Source organism: Halobellus limi (genome assembly GCF_004799685.1).
Classification (GTDB): Archaea; Halobacteriota; Halobacteria; order Halobacteriales; family Haloferacaceae; genus Haloquadratum; species Haloquadratum limi.
Genome location: NZ_CP031313.1, coordinates 109,115 through 128,832 on the forward strand (window position 1 = coordinate 109,115; position 19,718 = coordinate 128,832).

Sequence of the window (19,718 nt, forward strand, 5' to 3'; positions counted from 1 at the left end):
ACTTTTATATCGTATTGTGGGAACGGATAACTATGTCAGGTGCACTCGACGGTGTGACTATCGCAGACTTCACGCAGATGATGCAGGGCCCGTGGGCGAGTCAGAAACTCGCTGAGATGGGCGCTGACGTGATCAAAATCGAACGGATCGGCGGTGAGTGGGAACGGAAACTTGAGGCCGGTGGCGAGCTCTTAGACGGTGTAAGTCCATTCTTCCTCGCGATGAATCGAAACAAGCGGAGCATCGAACTCGATCTCAAGAGTGATCAAGGGAGAGAAATCGCTCTCGAGATCGTCGAGGAAGCCGACGTACTGATGGAAAACTTCCGACCGGGTGTTATGGATCGGTTCGGACTCGGGTACGAAGACGTGAGGGAACGGAATCCCGATATTGTCTACGTTTCGGGAAGCGGATTCGGATCTACCGGGCCGTACACTGACCGCCCCGGACAGGACCTTCTCCTCCAGGCGATGAGCGGCCTCACTGAGTACACCGGGCGCGATCAAGACCCACCGACACCGGTCGGTACGGCGGTTGTCGACGAACATTCTGCCACGCTGATGGCCCTCAATACGATGTTCGCCCTCTTTTACCAAGAACGTACGGGCGAGGGACAGAAAGTGGAAGTCAATCTTCTCAACTCCGCGATCGACTTCCAGTGTCAGGAGGTCACGGCGGTGCTCAATATGAACCAGGAGTTCGATCGGAGCGAGTCCGGAATCGCCCAAGCCTGGCTCAGTGCCCCATACGGAATCTATGAGACCGCAGACGGACATATTGCCATCGCGATGGCTTCGATGGAGAGTATCGCGAAGGTCACCGGTATTGAGGAGCTCACGGACTACGATACCTCGGAGAAAACGTACGAGAACCGCGACGAAATCAAACGGCGTCTCGAAAAGTACACGAGACAGCAACCGACGGACGAACTACTCGAGGCACTCCTCGCAGAGGACATCTGGGCCGGCAACGTTAACGACTTTCACGAAATGGCCGAGGACCCACAGGTCACCCACAACGAAATGATCGTAGAGATCGAGCACCCGGAGACCGGCGAGACGTTCAAAACTACGGGATTACCGGCGTCGTTGTCCGAAACGCCGCCAGAGATCGACTCTCGACCGCCTCGATCTGGAGAGCACACGAAGAAAATATTGGGGGATTGGGGATATGAGGAAGGCGAAATCGAACGGTTGGCTGAAGAAGGCGTTATCGGTGACGTAAGCGAGTGAATTCAGCGTAGCAGTAAGGGATCTCCAACGGATTGGTAAGGACGGAGAGACAGGGCCGTTTTCGCACTTATTTCGTACTGTACGAGGTCTAAAACTGGATCTCCTTTCAATTACGACCGAACGGTTGTCGATGAACGGGCAAGATGCGTGGCTGCCAAACGTTTCACGGTTGATGGAACGAGCGTCGGTGTTATCGACGAAGATGAGACGGGAAATCAAAAAACAGTAACGCCACCACCTGTTCCTGCCGACCAATCAGGCCTGACGGTGAATACCTCGGTTCGATCCGACGGCGTTGAGGTGGACGGCACCGAAGCACTGATTACTGAGGCTGAAGAGCGACCCAGAGTCCAAACGTGGATCCTCTATCGAGGGAGACGAAGGACTCCCTGGCGCGAAGCCGAAAGCTGGTGTGGCCTGAGATGCATCGGATACATTTATATTCCGATGAGAATTGAGAGCAAGTGTGCAATGAGCTGGGAGTTCAAAAAAATAGCCGATGGTTTCGCATTGACAGAGGGGCCCGTCTGGGACGGAGACGGGTTGATATTCAGTGACTTTCCGAGCGACCGAATCCTCCAAATCGATCATATCACGTGTGAGTGGACGACGATTCGGACCGGTACGAACGGGGCAAATGGTCTCAAGTACGGGCCGGATGGACACCTCTATGGCTGTGAGGGGAAGGGCCCACGGCGAGTTGTTCGTTACGAGGAGGACGGCCGTGTGACAGTGGTCGCGGACGAGTACGAGGGCAAACGGCTTAACGCTCCAAACGACTTGGTGATCGATGGAGAGGGCCGTATCTGGTTTACCGACCCGAACTACCCTGTTCACGACGAGGGGTTCGATTTCGATTACGGTGCGGTGTATCGGGCGGACCCAGTTGGGGACAATGAGTGGAACCTCAAACAGGTGATTGACGACACCGAGAAACCGAACGGGATTCTCCTCTCCCCGGACAAATCCACGCTCTACGTCGCGGAGACCCACCACAAGTGGGGAAGGGGGAACCGAGAGCTCAGGGCATATACGGTCCACGACGACGGCTCTGTTGGGGATTTCGAAGTCCTCCACAACTTCTTTCCCCACAGATCGATTGACGGTATGTGCCTCGACGAGGAAGGTAATATCGTCGCGACGGCAGGAGGCGAGAATAACGGGCCAGGGCCGATGATATACGTGTTCGCTCCAAATGGCCGAGTCCTGGAGACTCATCCGTTCCCCGCAGATCAACCGACAAACTGCGCTTTCGGGGGTCCAGATCTGCGGACACTCTACGTAACGAACTTCGAACAAGCCGGGGACGAAGACCAGTTCGACAAGACGACTGCCTCTCTCCACCGAGCGAAAACGGACCGAAGTGGACTGCTCGGTGCTCCGGATAACGATCTTGAGCGGACAGCACTCCACAACGAAAGAAAGTGATCGTCCTAACGTAACCGGTCTTACCGGAGTGAGTTTCTCTCCTGATTCTACAGGAATGATCCGTGCTTAACCTCGATTGTATGTTCTGTGGGTCGGCTACCACGAAGAGATCTCGACATCCCGAAGTGGCCGCTGGAGCGGAATGTCGACCTGGCTCCCCGTATAATAGGAAATATAGAATCCAACGATGATCTCAAGCGACCGTAACGCCGCAGTACCGGGCGAGTGGTTTTCAACGTCGCCAGTGAGTAACGACTGGATGTGGTTGGCAGCGTTGGGAAACGCGTTCTGATAATCCCGGTTCCAGGTCCACGCGCCCTCGATTCCCGGTAGCGGTTCCTCGATATGCATACCGTCATCGAGTCGCCAGTATCGCCAGTCACTGTCATCGTTGTTCAGATAGAGTTTCCCTTCAGACCCGATGAACTGAAGCATCATCGAGGAATCGTTGCGCGGGATGGTACAGTCGATGGTTGTAAACGTTCCGTCATCCATTAACACGAACCCGCCACCGCCCGCGTCCTCAACTGACTGGCCAGCACCGAGTGAGTCCACTGCTTCGTTCTCTCCGGTTATGTGTCCGCTGACTCGTTTTGCGCGGGAATCGAGCAAATAGACGAGCGTATCCAAGAGGTGCGTGGAGTTTCGAAGTAGTTCCATTCGAAACTGGGTTGCCACCGAGTGGACATCGCCGAGGATGTTCTCCTCGTGAATGAGTCGCGCAAGCTGTTGCAGTTTGTCCGTAAACCGGAATGAGTGATTAACTAGTAGCTCCGTATCGGTGTCCGCACAGACGGAGATCATCTCCTCAGCAGCGGTAACGGACGATGCGATCGGTTTCTCACACCAGATGACATCCGGATTCGAGGCCGAACGGGCAGCGTCAATGACGTGGCGGTGGTGGAGAAAGGAGGGAGTACACACAGATACCACGTCTAACTCTTCCCGTGCAGTCATCTCCTCGTGATCTAGATACTGCTGGGTTGACGGGATGCCCCAGGCCTCGCCGAATCTGGTTAGTTTCTGTTCGTCTGTGTCCGCTATCGAAACGAGTTCGATATCCGATGTCGCCTGGTATCCACCGGCGTGACTCGCTTGAAACCTCTTTTCTCCGATGTCTTCCTCGTCGTGCATACCCAAGATGCCCATTCCCGCTATCCCTCCAGTGCCGATAATACCAGCTCTGTAACTCATAGCTCCGATCGGAGAGATAAACGTATTAAACCATTATAACTCCTTCTATCAGAACAGGAGGAACAACAGTCCGCAAATCAGGACTGAGACAAACGAGTTCCCCTATAGATTCGTCCGTCCACCTTTGACGTACGGAGCGTTGGCCACCGTCGCGCGAATCTCGACGGGTTCGTGACGCTCGACACGCTGTTTCTTCGTCTCGTCTCCCCATACGAACGACACTTCTGTCCCGGGTTCGCTGTACTCGGGGTCCACCACTGCGAGCGAGAGCATCTCACGCTCGTACGAGAGATACCCGGGGTACTTCGATAGCCCAATCATTTCACCGTCGTCGACGATCTTGTCGTAATGCATCGCCGACCAGCGGGTCGCAACATCAGGTAGGTTGATGAACTTGCTCGTCTCACCTTCTCGGAACAACGACGCGTAGACGTCGACGACGTCGTCGACGTCCCAGACGAGAGTGACTCGCTCGCGCTGTTCCTGCTCCATCATCTCTTGCAAGGCGTCTTTGCCGACGAAGTCGTGGTCGAAGTCGATTAAGTGAGATTTCCCCTGCTCGATGGGGTTCATATAGTAGTCCGTGATATCGTCAGACTCGTAGCTTCCGCCGATCGAGAGGCTGGCCTCCATACTGTCTGCGTCTAACCACTCCCGATAGCCTTGGAGTTCGTCGTGTTCGTAGATGGCAGGCACCGCCGCAACGAACCATCCCGAGCCGATTTTCCCCGTCTTGTAGGCCTGTGTCCCCAGTTGCCGAATGCCGTACTGTTCACCCACCTCGAGGATGCTGTCGAGAACCTCGTCGTGATGCTCGTGAGGACCGAAGATCTCGAGACCGGGCATCGCGGCCATCCCGTGACCAAGTGCGAACGTTCGAACACCGTCTATTTCGATCGTATCCATCTCGAAGAACGAGATGTCGGGGAGCGAACCGTCAGCGACCTCTTCCATAACGTCCATTGCGTGGGGGCCCTGCACCTGGAACCTGAATTCCGGGGGGTCCTGATCGTCGAAGGGATGGTACGGTATCTCCAAATCGACGTTGTACTCGCCCGCCTCGGCGTTGTATCGAATCCAGTTGTTGATCCACTCGGAGCCGACTGAGGAGAATCTGTTCTCGCCGAAATAAAAGACGATGACGTCGCCGATCACGTATCCGTCCGGATTGCAAGTCAGGTAATTGATCGCCTGTGGAGGATCGCCGTCTCTGACCTTTTGGAAGCTGTTTACCGAGAGCGATTCGAGTAGATCCACGGCGTCGGGGCCCTCGATTTCGAGTATTTCCATATGGTAAGACTGGTCCACGACGGCACAGGATTTAGCGACTGCCCGTTGTTCTTCGATCCAGTTCGTGTACTCGTCCTCGAAGACGTACGGTTGCCAGCCGAGATCGGTATTACGGAACGTCTCGGCAGGATTTTCGACCGACTGCAACACCTGTGCCAGTGACTTCTCGGTCATACTGGAGGATGATATCTACGTCTAATAAGTATTTTGATCCCGATCCCGTCAGATTTCGTTCAGCGGGTCCGTGAAGACGTGATCTGCGGGGTTCCCGTTCCGTCGGAGAGTATTGAAATCGAAGATCGAGACGGTGACAGGCCCCCTGCGGCCAAGGCGTACCCCCGGCCAGAAAAACAGCGTTGGCGAAGAGGCGTTTCCCGCGGAGCTGACCGAGGAACGTCCCGATCGACGCCGTAATGCTAGCCGCACGGAGTTGGATGCATCAGGCGATTCCAGGCCGGGGTGACCGTGTCGTACGGTAGAAGCAGTGGTCATTAGTTACTGATCAGGATGTGGTTCGAGCGGTGTCCGTCCGCAGGCCGTTGGCGGACTTCTGAATCAGTTCGTGAGTGAATGGGACGATGCACTCGCGTTACGGCTCTGGAAGACCGAAGCGGTATTCGGTGGCAAGAATCTCCCTCATTCCGGTACATCGGAACTCGAGTGACCGTCCGCACCAAACCACTACTGTAGATCTGGAGTAGTCGCTACGTCGGTGAAGCGGTTAGTTTCTAGGGGAAAAGCCGAAGACTTTGTCGCACAATTGGTCGACTTCGTCCAACACTCCGCAGTCAGTAAGCCGCCCGCTACTGTTCTTTCCTGAGAGACGCAGGTTCCAGACGTGACCAGAACCAAAGGTTCCGTAGCCATTTCTTCCATCGGGGAGCGACTTTCATTCCCGCTGTTCCAATATGTGGAAAGCTATCTCCGGTCGAGCACTCCGTCGGTTGAGCGGTTTCGTCTTACCACGGCGATACGACCCCGATCGTTCCCTAGCTCGTGAGTACTGAAGCGGTATCCAACCGCAGCAGTCGCGCAACGCAAGCTTTGAACGAGCTGTATCCCCAATCGGGATGTCGTCTCCCGGATCAGGTGCCTGAATTTAGAAACCTCACCTCCTCTCGAGCGACCGTATTGTGTCGTCGGAACCGATACGCTTGGCCGTATCGGACCCCGTGTCAGTCGTCATTTTACCTACCGATATTCGTACTACCGCGCCCATCGCGTTCAGTTATTATGAATAATTATTTTTGTATCTATTCCAAATATTCAGAAAATTATTGTAGAAATAGGTGATATTCAGTGAATGAATTTATTACTCCTATGCTGTCCGGAGAGACGATTAGTATTAGGGCGGTGACGTAATCAGAATCAAGAGGGTGTATTTTAAAATGAATTACAGTTTCACGAGTACAGGTATTACAATATTAGTTTTGTAATTTCATTACGTGTCGCGTGACTCCTAACGGGTCTGACTCTGTGACCGTCTCCATAGATCGAGCGTCGGAATCGAGGCCCCGATTTACCGAGGAACGGATTTGCCGAATCGATATCTGGGGACCCCCTCTTGGGGGTCGTCAGCGAAGGTGTCGACCAGTCGTAAACAGCTTACTGAGCCCCGTTCAGGAATAGGTGATGTTGAGTTCAATAACGTTCGCGGTCTCGAGCAGTATGTCCGGCAGTTCCTCCCTCAGATAGGATCCGTTCAATCGGTTCACCGGACCGCTAATACTGACCCCGCCGAGAACACGCCCGTCGTTCGCTTTAATTTCGGTACCGATACAGCGGAGTCCGCTGAGGCGCTCCTCGTCGTCGATCGCGTATCCTTGGTCTCGGATGGTCTCGAAATCGCTCTCCAGCTCCGCTCTGGTCGCTGACGTTCGATCGGTAAACTGTGGCAGGCCGTGAGACTCGATGATCCGATCGACCCGCTCCGGGGAGTAGTTCGCCAGCATTGCCTTGCCGAATGCGGTCGCGTGAAGATAGACGCGGGAACCGACTGAGGAATCGACGCGCACTGACTGCTGTCCCGCCGCCTGGTAGATGTAGACGCCTTTCCCGTGTTCTTCGACGAGGAGATTGACTAACTCTCCGGTTTGGTCGGCGAGACTGTCGATCTCCGGCTTGGCGATTTCGTAGATTCTCATCCGATCGCGAGCGTAGTTGCCCAACTCCAGGAACTTGATACCCACCTCGTACTCCGAACCTGACTTCACGATGTATTCTTCCTGGTGAAGCGTGCTCAGGTAGTTGTGAACTGTGCTCTTTGGAAGATCGAGGTGCGTCGCAAGTTCAGTCACGCCGGCGCCGTCGAGTTCTTTGAGTGCCTGGATGATTTCAAAGGTGGTCTCCGCAGCTTTAACCGGATTCTTTGCCTCTTGTCCCATAGGTCCACTCTCTCCTTACGCCTATTTCAACCTGTTCATCTATTCTGAACGCAAGCAAAAGAACGGCTTTAGCAATAGTAATCGGTTTAGCGATGACAAGAGCCATAAGTGCAGTACGCTGTTTACTGCTCGTCCCTCGCGACCGGTACAAAGCTCTCGAACGTAATCGAGACTCACTCCGACCGAGCCAATATCTTTTAATAGGTGGAATTCCCGTTGACAAGTATGCGACGAGTACGCGTTCGCGACGATGCAGGAAGTATTCGGAACGGCGAATGGATCGACGACGAGATCGTCCTCAACACGGGAACCTACGACCCGTCCGCACTCACTATCTTGCCTCCTGTAGAGCCGACTAAAATCGTGTGCGTCGGTCTCAATTACGCCGATCACGCCGCAGAGGAGGATATGTCGATCCCGGATCGACCGATGTTGTTCTTGAAACCGCCCAACACAATTTCCAGCCACGGCGACACCGTGGTACTCCCGCGCAACAAAGACGAGGTAGAGTTCGAAGCGGAGATAGGTATTGTCATCGGAACACAGTGTCGAAATGTCGATGAAACTGACGCAATGGACGTTGTTGCGGGTTTCACGTGCGTGGACGACCTCTCCAACCGAGACGATCAACGGGTTGAACAGAACTGGGTCCGCGGCAAAGCATTCGATAACGCTGCGCCGATCGGACCCGTCGTGGCCGGCCCCGAACACGTCCCTGAGGATGCTCGCGTCCAGCTCGCCGTAAACGGAGAAAAGAGACAATCGTCCTCGCGGAGTGAGTGGATATTCTCGCTTGAAGAACTCGTATCAGAAGTGACTCAATATATGACACTCGAGCGAGGGGACATCATCTCGACCGGAACTCCCGCCGGTGTCGGACCACTTGAGGACGGAGACACCGTCGAAGTGACCGTCGAAGGCGTCGGTACCCTCGAACACACCGTGAAACGAGAGTAGGAGAGAGGGCGGTACTAGTTCCGAACGCCCGAGGAGAAGCCGTTAAAAACTATTGTACACGGTCTTTTCGATCGTGTAGAATCCGATTCCGGCCTCGCCCTGTTCACGCCACGTTTCGCTCGAGGACTGTTTGAACCCGCCAAACGGAACGTGTAGCTCGAGTCCGGTCGTCTTGTCGTTGACCTTGGCGACGCCCGCCTCGACTTCACGGACGAATCGCTCCGCTTCAGTGTGACTGTCTGTGACGATAGAGGCAGACAACCCATAAGATGTACCGTTAGCGACAGTGAGTGCGTCTTCGAAGCTTTCAGCCTCGATGACGGCGAGAAGAGGGCCGAAAACCTCCTCTTGTGCAATCCGGTGGTCAGGATCGACATCCGAAAAGATGGTCGGTTCGACGAAGTATCCCTCCCGTAATCGTTCGCCATCGGGCCTTCCGCCTCCGATCTCGAGATTCGCGCCGTCTTTCTCCGCGATATCGACGTATTCGAGGGTTCCCTCGAGTTCGTTCTCGCTGATTTGTGGACCCATATCGGAGTTTTCACCGGGACCCACGTCGATCTCGTTCGCACGTGCGATGACAGCGTCGACGAATTCGTCGTAGATGTCGGTGTGTACGATCGCTCGGGAACAAGCAGTACACGCTTGTCCGGTCACGCCGAAAGCACCCGCACTGACGAGATCGGCCGCTTCTTCGAGGTCGGCGCTGGGCGTGACAATGGTGGGATTCTTCCCGCCGAGTTCGGTCTGTACGCGCTTTCCGTTGTCCGTCGCCTTGGAGTACACGGCCTCGCCAACCTTGCTTGACCCGGTGAACGAAACGGCGTCAACGCCATCGTGAGAGATTATCGCATCGCCGACGGTGCTGCCGGGCCCGGTAACGACGTTCGCGACGCCGGGGGGGAGTCCTGCTTCATCGAATGCCTCGAACAGTTCGACTGCGACGCCGGGGGCAAGCGATGCCGGATTGAGTACGACCGTGTTACCTGTTGCGAGCGCAGGCGCGAGCTTCCAAGCTGGTATCGCGATGGGATAGTTCCACGGCGTGATCAACGCAGCAACGCCGACTGGCACATCGACCGTGTAGAGCCCGCTCTGTGGTTTGCTCGAAGATTTTACGCTCCCTCCAAGATCCCGCGTTTTTTCAGCAAAGTAATAGAAGATGTCGACGGCCCGTTGTACCTCTCCGCTCGCCTCGGCGTGTGTCTTCCCCTCTTCTCTTATGAGCAATTGGGTGAGTTCCTCCTTCCTGTCCGCGAGAATCGAACCGGCGCCGCGCAAAATTGCGCCGCGCTCAGGGGCAGGCGTGGCGGCCCAATCGCCTTGAGCCGAAACGGCGGCTTCGACAGCGGCGTTCGCGTCTTTAGCCACCGATCGTGGATATTCGGCAACAACGTCGTTGGGGCTCGCGGGGTCTGTAGTTTCGAAATATTCGCCATTCGACGGTTCTCTCCACTCACCATCCACGTAGTTCTGGTATGAGGTCACCACACGGTAGAATTTGTCGTAGGAATATAAATAATCATTGCTCTTTGAAAGTTAACTTCCGAAAAAGGAATTAATCGTGAGTGGCAGTCAGGACGCAATATATTTATAATATGATTAGCGTCCAGTAGAATTATAACCATCTGCCCAAAAGAAACAGCGAGATGCGGTATTATCACCTGTGGAACGATCACCAGCAGCAACTTATCGTAGAACGAGGCAAGTCACTGTTTAACCTCGCTGAAGCCACACCCTCGGTTCAACGGTTCGAGGACATTTTGAAAGGGGCTGCAGTCACAAATCAGCCAATCGACACCATTGCCGAGATGTTGATCGAAGATGCGGCCCCTCTTTCGAGAGAAGTTCTCGAAGAGAGACCGCTCTCGATGCCATTGTCACCTGACGAGGTGTGGGCGGCAGGAGTCACCTATCGTATTAGCGAAGAGGCTCGCAAAACAGAGAGTTCGATGCCAGAGATATATTTGGACGCCTACCAGAGCGACCGGCCGGAGTTGTTCTTCAAAGCAACGGCTGATCGGACCGTCGGACCAAATGAGGCAGTCGGTATCCGTCGGGATTCGGAGTGGGACGTCCCGGAACCCGAACTCGGAGTGGTTATGAGTTACGGAAAGGTCATCGGATACACCATCGGAAACGACGTCAGCAGCCGATCCATCGAGGGACAAAATCCTTTGTATCTCCCTCAGGCGAAAGTGTACGATCGATGTTGTGCACTCGGTCCGTGCATCCGTTCGGCTGCGTCCCTCGAAGACCCCCACACGCTTGAGATGTGGATGTCTATCCGTCGAGACGACGAGATCGTTTACGAGGAGTCGACGAATACGAGCGAAATGGTACGGACGGTCGAAGAGTTAGTTAGCTACTACTCCGATCATAACTCTTTACCTCGGACTTCCGTCCTTTTGACCGGGACATCGCTAGTTCCAGAGGACGAATTTACGCTTCGGGCTGCCGACAACATTGAAATTGGGATCGAGGGTATTGGAACACTTTCTAACTCCGTCGTCGAGGTGTAAGTACCCGCACTAGCGTCGAATTGCTGTGATTTAGGTTAATTGAATGTAGAATCGCACGGTTAGGAATTTCTCCGCTGTAATTCTAAAGCTTACTGGGATGTATTTTCCAGTAAGTTACGACGGGTTTAAGTGATCAAAACAATACCTTAGAAATAATGTTATCAGGGTAATCGTTTAATTGCCAACCAAAAGAGTGTACATATGATGAGATACACGAGAATTTTATGTGGGATATTCCTGGAATATAATATTGGTTCCGTAACGCTTCGCCACGACAATCAGCATACAAATCAGACCGCGCTCGTTTATCTCGACGAAAAAGGTACGGTCTCGGAATACACGTACACTCAATTAGAAGATGCAGTTACAACGCTCGTTTACAATTTTGAGGAACGAGGAATAACCGAAGGCGATCGCGTCGCTATCTGCTTCCCTCCCTCCCCGGAACTGCTAATCAGTTACTTGGCCGTGTTCCGCCTAGGTGCGGTTTGTGTCCCCGTTTCGGTGCTCTCAGAAACCGACACTCTGGAATACTGTCTCGATCACGCGGCCGTTTCTACACTCCTCATAGATAGTGCGATAAGTGACCAGTTTCAGCAGGTACTCGAGATAGTTGATATTGAACGAGTTATTTCGGTACCTCTCCGCGCTTCCGATGATCAGACTACCGGTAGTGAGACCGGGCCCCTAGGTGGGTATCGTGACATCGTATCTGACGGTAAAACCACTCGAGTTGTCGAGACCGCTCCCGACGACCCGGCGTTGATTTTGTACACCTCGGGATCGACCGGCGTACCCAAGGGCGTCGTTCAGGGACATCAGTACCTCATCGGCTCATTACCGGGCTATCAGTGCTGGTATGAACTATTCGATCCGGCGGAATTAGCGTCCGCCCGAGTGTGGACGCCCGCGGAATGGGCTTGGGCGGGAGCGTTATTCGACGTCGTATTTCCGACGCTCGCGGCCGGCGGTACAATCGTCGCGCGCACGCGCCGTAGGCTTCGACCCATCTTCGGCACTGTCGCTCGTGGAAAGCCAAGGGATCACCCACTCTTTCCTTCCTCCGACAGCGCTCAGACGGATTCGTGATGAGACGTCTCCCGCGGATTATGACCTTTCTTCGTTCGAGACGATTATGTGTGGAGCCGAACCGCTTACAGCGTCAGTTAAACGCTGGGCCCAAGATACCCTCGGCGTTACCGTCAACGAAGCGTATGGTCAAACTGAAGCGAACGCGATCCTCGGTGAATCGACGGCCTTGTATCCGTCAAAAGAGGGGACGACTGGTCTCCCGTATCCCGGACATACGCTAGCGGTCCAGCAGGGAGACGAACGTCGAGGAATCGGACGCGGTGAACTACTAATTGATTCGTCAGACCCGGTCGTTTTCATCGAATACTGGAATGATCCTGAGGCGACGTCTACGGCCTTTACCGAAGATGGATGGTTGAAAACTGGAGACGAGGCGATCATACAAGAGAACGGATACGTTTCTATCGAGGGTCGGGTCGATGACATCATCATCACCTCGGGTTATCGCGTCAGTCCGAAGGAGGTCGAATCTAAACTGGAATCGCACCCGAACGTCGAGGCGGTCGTGGTCGGTGGCATTTCCGATCCAGATCGCGGAACCGTGATCAAGGCATTCATTGTGCCTATCGACGAACGGATACTTTGAATGATCGTGAAGACGAAAGGTACCAAAAGCTCGAATTGGAGTTAACTCGCTTTGCAAAGGACAAGCTAGATGCGTACAAAAAAACCGCGCGAGTACGAGTTTCTCGAGGAATTTCCCATAACAAGAAATGGAAAGGTCGACAGATCCGCCTTGCTGAATAGCGATTCCTGATTATCGCCTCGAGAAGTAAATAGCCCGTCACATCTTTGCTTATCAGATGGTTTAGGAGAAATAACTCACTTAAATCGCTACATCCGTTAATTTTCTGAGCAGGATACTCGCTTTCAGTTGTGAAATAGTGAATCTCTGAATGTGGAATGAGTACCGGTTCACGCGAGAGTAAGGACGGGGAATTGACCTTGTACGAACAGATACCACAATAACGAGTATTCGACCACTGGACGGTTAATTGTTCGTTGAGTAGTACTCTCTGGCTACCGTTGAAGCGTCACTTCGAGATCCCGTAGACATCACCGGTCCAATCGCGCACCGGGTGGTCATACACTGGGTCGTCACGGTTGAGATTGTCAAGCATAGCTAACTCATCTCGTGTCAATTCCCAGTCCCACAGGTCAAAATTAGCCTCGATATGGTTTGAAGATGAAGATTTAGGGAGAACGACTACGTCACGGTGGATGGCCCAACGGAGAACGACCTGCGCCGGTGATCGACCGCGCTCGTTTGCGATATCCTGAACATCCTGTTCATCAAATATCTCAGTGCGTGCAAGCGGTGCAGCGGCCTCAATAACGGTATCGGACTCGCGGCAGTAGTCTATCAGTTCCGGTCGTTGCAACAGCGGATGAAATTCGATCTGATTGACGGCGATCGGAACGTTGCTGATGTGATGAGCGCAGGACAGTTGATACGCCGAGAAGTTCGAGACACCGACGTTGTCGATGAGCCCCTCCTCGTACAACGTCTCCATCGCATCCAGCGTCTCGCGAAGCGAAATTGCCGGGTTCGGCCAGTGAATCAGATACAGGTTGAGGTAGTCTGTCCCGAGTCTATCGAGCGATTTTTTACACGCCCGAATAACGCCCTCGTAGTCGAGGTTCTTGGGCAGCACCTTGGACGTAAGAAACAGATCGTCGCGCTCGTACTCGGTCAGTACGTCCCCGATCTCGGCTTCGTTCATATATCCCTCTGCCGTATCGATGTGCGCGTAACCTACATCGAGCGCCTTCCGAACGGACGACGTGATGGTCTCACCAGAGAGGTCCCAAGTACCTAGTCCGATCATCGGCAGTTCGTCGCCACCCAGCAGCGTTTTGGTTGGAGCAGCCTCCATAGTTGGTCGATCACATTCGAACTAAAAATACTTTGGTCCGATAGAGGGGTCGTGTTTCGTTACGGATGAAGAGTGAGGCGGTGTGATTTTGTGGTGGTCTATGCCAGAAATCGCCCGCCTCAGTGGATTCACGGACTGGATTGATTTGGATCTTGTGGAGCGACAGCGGACACCAGAGCGTGCGATGAAACTCGGTATTCAACTGCAGTAGCGGGACTCTCGCTGTCGAATACCGTCTCTGTCCTCGAAGAATTGGGTGTCGAGCGCTCTCGCAAAGCAATTCACGATTGGGTTCAAAAGGCCGATCTACAGCCCACAGACGGTCGAAGCCCGAATCACGTTGCGCTCGACGAGACTGTGATTCGAATCAATGACGAGCAATTCTGGCTGTACGCGGCCGCTGATACCGACACAAACAGTCTGCTGCATCTGCGACTTTTTTCCACGACAACGACCGCACTAACCGAGATCTTTCTGCGAGAATTTCGCCAGAAACACGACGTCGAATCCGCTGTGTTTCTGGTCGATGGCGCTCAACACCTCCAAACTGCGCTGGCCAGAGCAGGACTCCGATTTCGAACTGAACGGAATGGAAATCGGAACGCCATCGAGCGAATTTTTCGCGAGCTCAAGCGCAAAACTTCCTCGTTCTCAACCTGTTTCAGCCACGTTGAGCCGCAAATCGCCGAAAATTGGCTCCAAGCATTTGCTGCCTGGCTCAATGCCCTAAACACGACCATTACGATCAGAATTATTATTACCTGTTCAGAACCAACGAGTCGAGTATTGGAAAAACAGACTTCTCGATAGCTATCAGCATTCTCACCAGAGATATGAGTTACTAGCGTTATGAGAAAAGCAACAAGTATGACGAATCTTGATTAACCCGTTGGTCGGTTTTTGAAAGGGCTTTAGTCGCCATATCCACACGCTCAGCAGCTTTGATGTGCTGGTAGGCTTGTCGAACCTGTTCTTCGGAGTTATCGAGATACCGCGCTGCAGCAGCGTAACCGAACTCTCGGACCGGTACCTCACCCATTCCACGACGACCGCCGTGCAGGCGGCGTTTGAAGCACACGATCCGGACGTCCTGGTCTGCTCGACGTGCGAGATTGTCCCGACCCTCCACGAGATGGCGACGGTTGCCGGCGTCGACGACTTCTCGCTGATTCGGTGGCCGGACGTCGACTACCAACAGCTCGCGACCCGGTCGACGTACTCGAGCTACGGCCGCGTCGGCCACTCACCGGCGCGGTACACCGTGCCCGGACGGGCGATCATCGACGAGTCGAACACGTTCTTCTACGGGGAGACGAACCTCGACGGCGTCCTCGACCTCGTGTCGCGCTCGAAAAAGCCCGTGCAGGAGCTCGCGTGGGCGTCGATCGGGAACGTGCTCACGGCGACCCAGATCTGCGAAGCCCACGACTGCGGCGTCCTCGTTCCGTGGAACTCCTGGCGCCACGAATTCTACAAGCCCATGGGGACGCTCCACGACGCTGACCGCGGTGGGTTCATCTTCGTCCCCGAGGTCGGCCTCCACGAGAACGTCCACGAGCTCGACTTTTCGAGTCTGTATCCGAACATCATCTGTAGGCGGAACGTCTCGCCGGATGTCATCCGGTGTAACTGCCATAGCGACCGTGAGGACGTCCCCGGCCTTGGGTACTCGGTCTTCGACGACCGGGGCTACCTCGTCGACGTGCTTCAACCGATCATCGACGCCCGCGACGGAATCAAGCCGGCCATCTGTCGCGAGAAGGATCGGGATGATCCCGACGAAGGCCGACTGGTGGAGCTCGAGGGGCGGTCGGGAGCGCTGAAGTGGATTCTCGTCGCCTGATTCGGCTATCAAGGATTCAGCAACGCAAAATTCGGCCGCATCGAGTGCCACGAGGCAATCAACGCATTCGCTCGTGAGATTCTGCTGACGGCGAAACAACGGCTGGAAGCCGGCGGCTAGCGCGTCGTCCACGGCATCGTCGACTCCATCTGGGTGACCCCGACCCCCGACGTCGACGACGATGACCGCGAGGACCTCGAGACGCTCGCGACGGCGATCACGGAATGCGTCGAAATTCGGCTCGAACACGAAGCCCACTACGATTGGGTGGCGTTCGTGCCGCAGCGCGAGAGCGACGCCGGCACGTTGACGAAGTACTTCGGGAAGGTCGCCGGCGACGACGACTTCAAGATACGCGGTATCGAAGCTCGGCAGCGCTCGACCCCACCGTTCATCGAGGACGTCCAGCGGAACTGTCTCGAACGGCTCGACGCGACTCAATCTCCGGCCGCCGTACTCGACTGTCTTCAGGATGCGATCAAGCGCCTCCACGCTGGAACGGTGCCGGTTGAGCAGCTCGTCGAACGGAATCGTGTCTCCAAGCCACTCGAAGGGTATATGCAGAACACCCAGAACGTGGCGGCGCTAAAGTGGGCTCGCGAGCAGGACTTCGATGTCCACCCAGGACAGGACCTCGAGTACGTAGTTGTCGACGACGAGAAGACCTCAAGAGAGCGGGTCGCGGTGGCTCACGGGGAAGTCGATTCGTACGATCCATCGTACTATGAGACGCAACTCATCAGAGCTGTCAAGCGTGTACTGTCACCGCTGGGCTGGAATCGACGGAGATTCAGCGCGAAATCGCGGAAACTCGGGAAACGAACTTGGCCGCCTTCACCTATAGTAGTGGTTAGAAATAGTTGCTCACTTTTGGAAGAGAAAGCTGGTCGAGAGCGGTATCGATCGCCGTCGTGAGCTCGTTGAGCGAGTCAAAGAATCGGTTGCTGAGAGCGTCTTGGAGTTGTCTCCAGCACTCTTCGACAGGATTGAGTTCCGGCGAATACGCCGGCAACGTGACGAAGGCGAGGTCGTCACGGGCCGCCAGGTCCGTGACGGCCGACGCCTGGAAGTACGGCGCACCATCCAATACGACGATCAAATCTTCTTCGAATTCTTCGCATAACGCGAGAATGAAATGTTTCGCGTGATCGGCGGTAACGTACTCCTCGAACCGTGAGAAAAAGCAGTCACCGTCTTCGGTGATCGCACCAAGTAGACACGTCCAGTCGCGTTGACCGGACAGTTCGACACTCGGCCGCGTGCCGCGCGGAAACCACGCGGCACGCGGCTCGACCTGCACAGATTTCTTGGTTTGGTCGATACAGACTACTGTGGCGTCCATCTCCCGCCGCTTTTTTGATCTCGTCGTGGAACTCTTCCTGGTCGGATTCCTCGGCTTCGGCGGCTGTTCGACGTGGTTTTTGATAACTGAGTCCAGCTTCTTTGAGCAACCGCCGACAACTCGGGATCGAGTATTCGACGCTGTACGTTTCTTCGAGAAATTCTTGGGCGAGCGCCGGCGTCCACGCCGGCGCGTCGATCCCGACTTCTTCAGGAGACTCGTTGACGGTTTGTTCGAACTCTTCTTGCTGTGATTCTGAGAATTTTCTTTTTCTCCCGGACCGATGATCATCGGAGACGGCTTGCTCAAGCGACTCGTCGGTGTCGAGTCGCTTGAGCCAGCTATAGATCGTCCGTCGTTGAACATCGTACCACTCGGCTAGTTCAGTCTGCGAAACACCGTTTTTGTACGCTATTGCCGCTAAGAGCCGTTGCGTTGGTTTCTTTCCGTCCACGTTGTCGAGGGTGTCTTGCAGTTCCTCGACGGAGATCTCGTCGAGATGATCCACTAGTAGTTGCAACACACTCTGAGTAAAAAATTCTACCGGATACTATAATGGCGACTTCCGAACAACTGACTGACTCCGCTCGTTTCTCTGTCGAGAACATCGGCGGTATCGACGACACTAAAGTAGACATCCCACCCGGCGTGACGGTCCTCACGGGCAAGAACGCGACCAACCGTACCTCGTTTCTGCGGTCGATTATGGGCGCGATGGGCAGCCAGCGCGTCTCGCTGAAGGGTGACGCCGACACCGGCCGGATCGAACTCACGCTCGACGGGACGACGTACGAGCGAACGCTCACCCGCGCGGGCGACGGCGTCAGCTTCGAGGGCGACGCCTACCTCGACGACCCCGAGGTCGCGGATCTGTTCGCGTTCCTCTTAGAGACCAACGACGCCCGCCAAGCGGCCGCCCGCGGCGAACAGCTCCGAGACGTCATTATGCGCCCCGTCGACGTCGACGCCATTCGCTCCGAGATCCGCCGTCTCGAAGAGGAGAAAGGCGACATCAACGACGAACTCGCCCGCATCGAATCCGACAAGCGCGAACTCCCGGAACTCGAACAACGACGGACCCAACTCCGCGAGAAGATCGAGGAGAAACGCGCGGAACTCGCAGAACTGGAGGACGAAATCGACGACAGCAGCCGCAACGTCGAGGAGGGCCGCAAAGAGCAAGCGGAACTCGAAGAGAAACTCCAGGAACTCCGCTCGACCCGCTCGGAACTGGAGTCGATCCGCCGGAAGATCGAACGCCAACAGGAGAGCATCGCCTCGCTGAAACGCGAGCGCGGCGACCTCGAAGACGACCTCGAGGAGCTGCCCGAGACGCCGATGGGCGACCACCGCGACCTCGAATCGGAGATCGAGCGACTGCGATCCGAACGCCAGGAGCTCAACTCCGAGATCAACGAACTCCGCAGCCTCATCCAGTACAACGAGGAGCGACTGGAAGCCGAAGATTACGAACTCCTCGAAGACGGTGGTGTCGCCACCGAAAGTGGCGATGGTGGTGGTGAATCAGTAACCGATCAACTCGTCGCCTCCGACTCCGAAACGGTGGTGTGTTGGACCTGCGGCTCCTCCGTCGAGCGCGAGCAGATCGAATCGACCATCGAGCGGCTGAAGTCGCTCCGCACGGAGAAAGTCGAGGAACTGAACGGCGTCAAGAGCCGCCTCGAAGACCGGAAGCAACAGCAGCGAGAGGCGACGAAGAAACAGCGCAAGCGCTCGGAAATCGAGCAGAAACTCGACGACATCGAGTCGGAACTGGACCGCCGCGACGAGCAGATCGACGCGCTGAAAGAGAATCGCGAATCGCTGACCGACGAGGTCGAAGACCTCGAATCGGAGGTCGAGAGCCTCGAATCGGCGGACTTCGAGGAGATCCTCTCGCTGCACAAGGAGGCCAATCAACTCGAATTCGAGATCGACAGCCTCGAATCCGACCTCGATGAGGTGACAGAGGAGATCGAGTCGATCGAGGCGGACGTCGAGCGGGCGGACGAGCTCCGCGAGGAGCGCTCGGAGCTGGTCGAGGAACTCACCGACCAACGGACGAAGATCGATCAGATCGAAGCGGAGGCCGTCGAGTCGTTCAACGAGCACATGGAGTCGATTCTGGACCTCCTGGGCTACGAGAACATCGAACGGATCTGGATCGAGCGGATCGAAGACGCTGGCGCGAGCGAGGGGCAGACGCGCTTCGAGCTGCACATCGTGCGGACGACCGAAAGCGGTGCGGCCTACGAGGACACGATCGCCCACCTTTCGGAAAGCGAACGTGAGGTAACGGGACTGATCTTCGCGCTGGCGGGCTATCTCGTCCACGACCTCCACGAGACGGTGCCGTTTATGCTGTTGGACTCGCTAGAAGCGATCGACTCCGACCGGATCGCGGCGCTGGTGGAGTACTTCGCCGATTACGCGGACTTCCTGGTGGTGGCGCTGCTGCCGGAAGACGCCCAGGCGCTCGACGACGAGTTCACTCGCGTTACGTCGATCTGATCCGTCGTCTGCTCGGTTCGCCCCGGGCTGCCTCGGACGACCGTTT

13 protein-coding genes and 2 pseudogenes are annotated in these 19,718 nt (G+C 55.4%); 9 read left to right on the top strand and 6 right to left on the bottom strand.

From position 1 onward, the window contains the following. Window positions 1-32: 32 nt before the first annotated feature. Both DV707_RS16900 and DV707_RS16905 read left to right on the top strand, forming a co-directional pair. Window positions 33-1,232 (top strand): CaiB/BaiF CoA transferase family protein, encoded by a 1,200-nt coding sequence (locus DV707_RS16900; protein WP_103992564.1) that lies wholly within the window; start codon window positions 33-35, stop codon window positions 1,230-1,232. Window positions 1,233-1,703: 471 nt separating this feature from the next. Then, window positions 1,704-2,660 carry an SMP-30/gluconolactonase/LRE family protein gene (locus tag DV707_RS16905; protein ID WP_103992723.1) on the top strand — a complete coding sequence of 319 codons (957 nt, stop codon included), beginning with the start codon at window positions 1,704-1,706 and terminating at the stop codon, window positions 2,658-2,660. Between the two features lie 96 nt (window positions 2,661-2,756). Here DV707_RS16905 and DV707_RS16910 read toward each other — a convergent pair whose 3' ends face one another. The 3 genes from DV707_RS16910 to DV707_RS16920 all read right to left on the bottom strand — a co-directional run bounded on the left by DV707_RS16910 (window position 2,757) and on the right by DV707_RS16920 (window position 7,528). Then, window positions 2,757-3,854 carry a Gfo/Idh/MocA family protein gene (locus DV707_RS16910; RefSeq protein WP_103992563.1) on the bottom strand — a complete coding sequence of 366 codons (1,098 nt, stop codon included), beginning with the start codon at window positions 3,852-3,854 and terminating at the stop codon, window positions 2,757-2,759. A gap of 102 nt (window positions 3,855-3,956) precedes the next feature. Beyond that, the gene (locus DV707_RS16915) at window positions 3,957-5,318 is read right to left on the bottom strand and encodes an aminomethyltransferase family protein (protein ID WP_103992562.1); all 1,362 of its coding nucleotides are present in this window, start codon (window positions 5,316-5,318) and stop codon (window positions 3,957-3,959) included. 1,445 nt (window positions 5,319-6,763) lie between these two features. Continuing rightward, window positions 6,764-7,528, bottom strand: a complete 765-nt coding sequence (locus tag DV707_RS16920) for an IclR family transcriptional regulator (RefSeq protein ID WP_103992561.1) — start codon at window positions 7,526-7,528, stop codon at window positions 6,764-6,766. A gap of 225 nt (window positions 7,529-7,753) precedes the next feature. On the opposite strand from DV707_RS16920, the gene DV707_RS16925 reads away from it, so the two are divergent. Continuing rightward, entirely contained in the window at window positions 7,754-8,485 is a 732-nt protein-coding gene (locus DV707_RS16925; protein WP_103992722.1) for a fumarylacetoacetate hydrolase family protein, read from the top strand. 42 nt (window positions 8,486-8,527) lie between these two features. On the opposite strand, the gene xacF is transcribed toward DV707_RS16925, so the two are convergent. After that, on the bottom strand, window positions 8,528-9,976 hold the full coding sequence (xacF, locus tag DV707_RS16930) for a 2,5-dioxovalerate dehydrogenase (protein WP_103992560.1): 1,449 nt from the start codon (window positions 9,974-9,976) through the stop codon (window positions 8,528-8,530). A 158-nt stretch (window positions 9,977-10,134) separates the two neighbouring features. Between xacF and DV707_RS16935 the strand changes: the two genes are divergently transcribed. The 3 genes from DV707_RS16935 (at window position 10,135) to DV707_RS19230 (ending at window position 12,685) form a co-directional block, all read left to right on the top strand. Beyond that, window positions 10,135-11,007, top strand: coding sequence for a fumarylacetoacetate hydrolase family protein (locus DV707_RS16935; RefSeq protein WP_103992559.1), 873 nt, complete (start codon window positions 10,135-10,137; stop codon window positions 11,005-11,007). Window positions 11,008-11,208: 201 nt separating this feature from the next. Continuing rightward, a complete protein-coding gene (locus DV707_RS16940) occupies window positions 11,209-12,096 on the top strand; it encodes an AMP-binding protein (protein ID WP_103992558.1) in 888 nt (295 codons plus the stop codon). After that, the gene (locus DV707_RS19230; RefSeq protein WP_103992557.1) at window positions 12,035-12,685 is read left to right on the top strand and encodes an AMP-binding protein; all 651 of its coding nucleotides are present in this window, start codon (window positions 12,035-12,037) and stop codon (window positions 12,683-12,685) included. The genes DV707_RS16940 and DV707_RS19230 overlap by 62 nt, the downstream gene beginning before the upstream one ends. A gap of 448 nt (window positions 12,686-13,133) precedes the next feature. Here DV707_RS19230 and DV707_RS16950 read toward each other — a convergent pair whose 3' ends face one another. Next, the gene (locus tag DV707_RS16950; RefSeq protein ID WP_103992556.1) at window positions 13,134-13,976 is read right to left on the bottom strand and encodes an aldo/keto reductase; all 843 of its coding nucleotides are present in this window, start codon (window positions 13,974-13,976) and stop codon (window positions 13,134-13,136) included. A 100-nt stretch (window positions 13,977-14,076) separates the two neighbouring features. On the opposite strand from DV707_RS16950, the pseudogene DV707_RS16955 reads away from it, so the two are divergent. Further along, window positions 14,077-14,708 (top strand): annotated as a pseudogene (locus DV707_RS16955) (IS6 family transposase); the annotation flags it as partial. A gap of 256 nt (window positions 14,709-14,964) precedes the next feature. Further along, window positions 14,965-16,673 (top strand): annotated as a pseudogene (locus tag DV707_RS16965) (type B DNA-directed DNA polymerase). On the opposite strand, the gene DV707_RS16970 reads toward DV707_RS16965, so the two are convergent. Then, a protein-coding gene (locus DV707_RS16970; protein WP_136361926.1) for an IS630 family transposase occupies window positions 16,670-17,669 on the bottom strand; the annotation gives its coding sequence in 2 pieces (ribosomal slippage) (window positions 16,670-17,177 and window positions 17,176-17,669; 1,002 coding nt in all). The pseudogene DV707_RS16965 and the gene DV707_RS16970 overlap by 4 nt on opposite strands. Window positions 17,670-17,716: 47 nt before the next feature. Here DV707_RS16970 and DV707_RS16975 point away from each other — a divergent pair. Then, window positions 17,717-19,672, top strand: coding sequence for an archaea-specific SMC-related protein (locus tag DV707_RS16975; RefSeq protein WP_136361927.1), 1,956 nt, complete (start codon window positions 17,717-17,719; stop codon window positions 19,670-19,672). Window positions 19,673-19,718 lie beyond the last annotated feature (46 nt).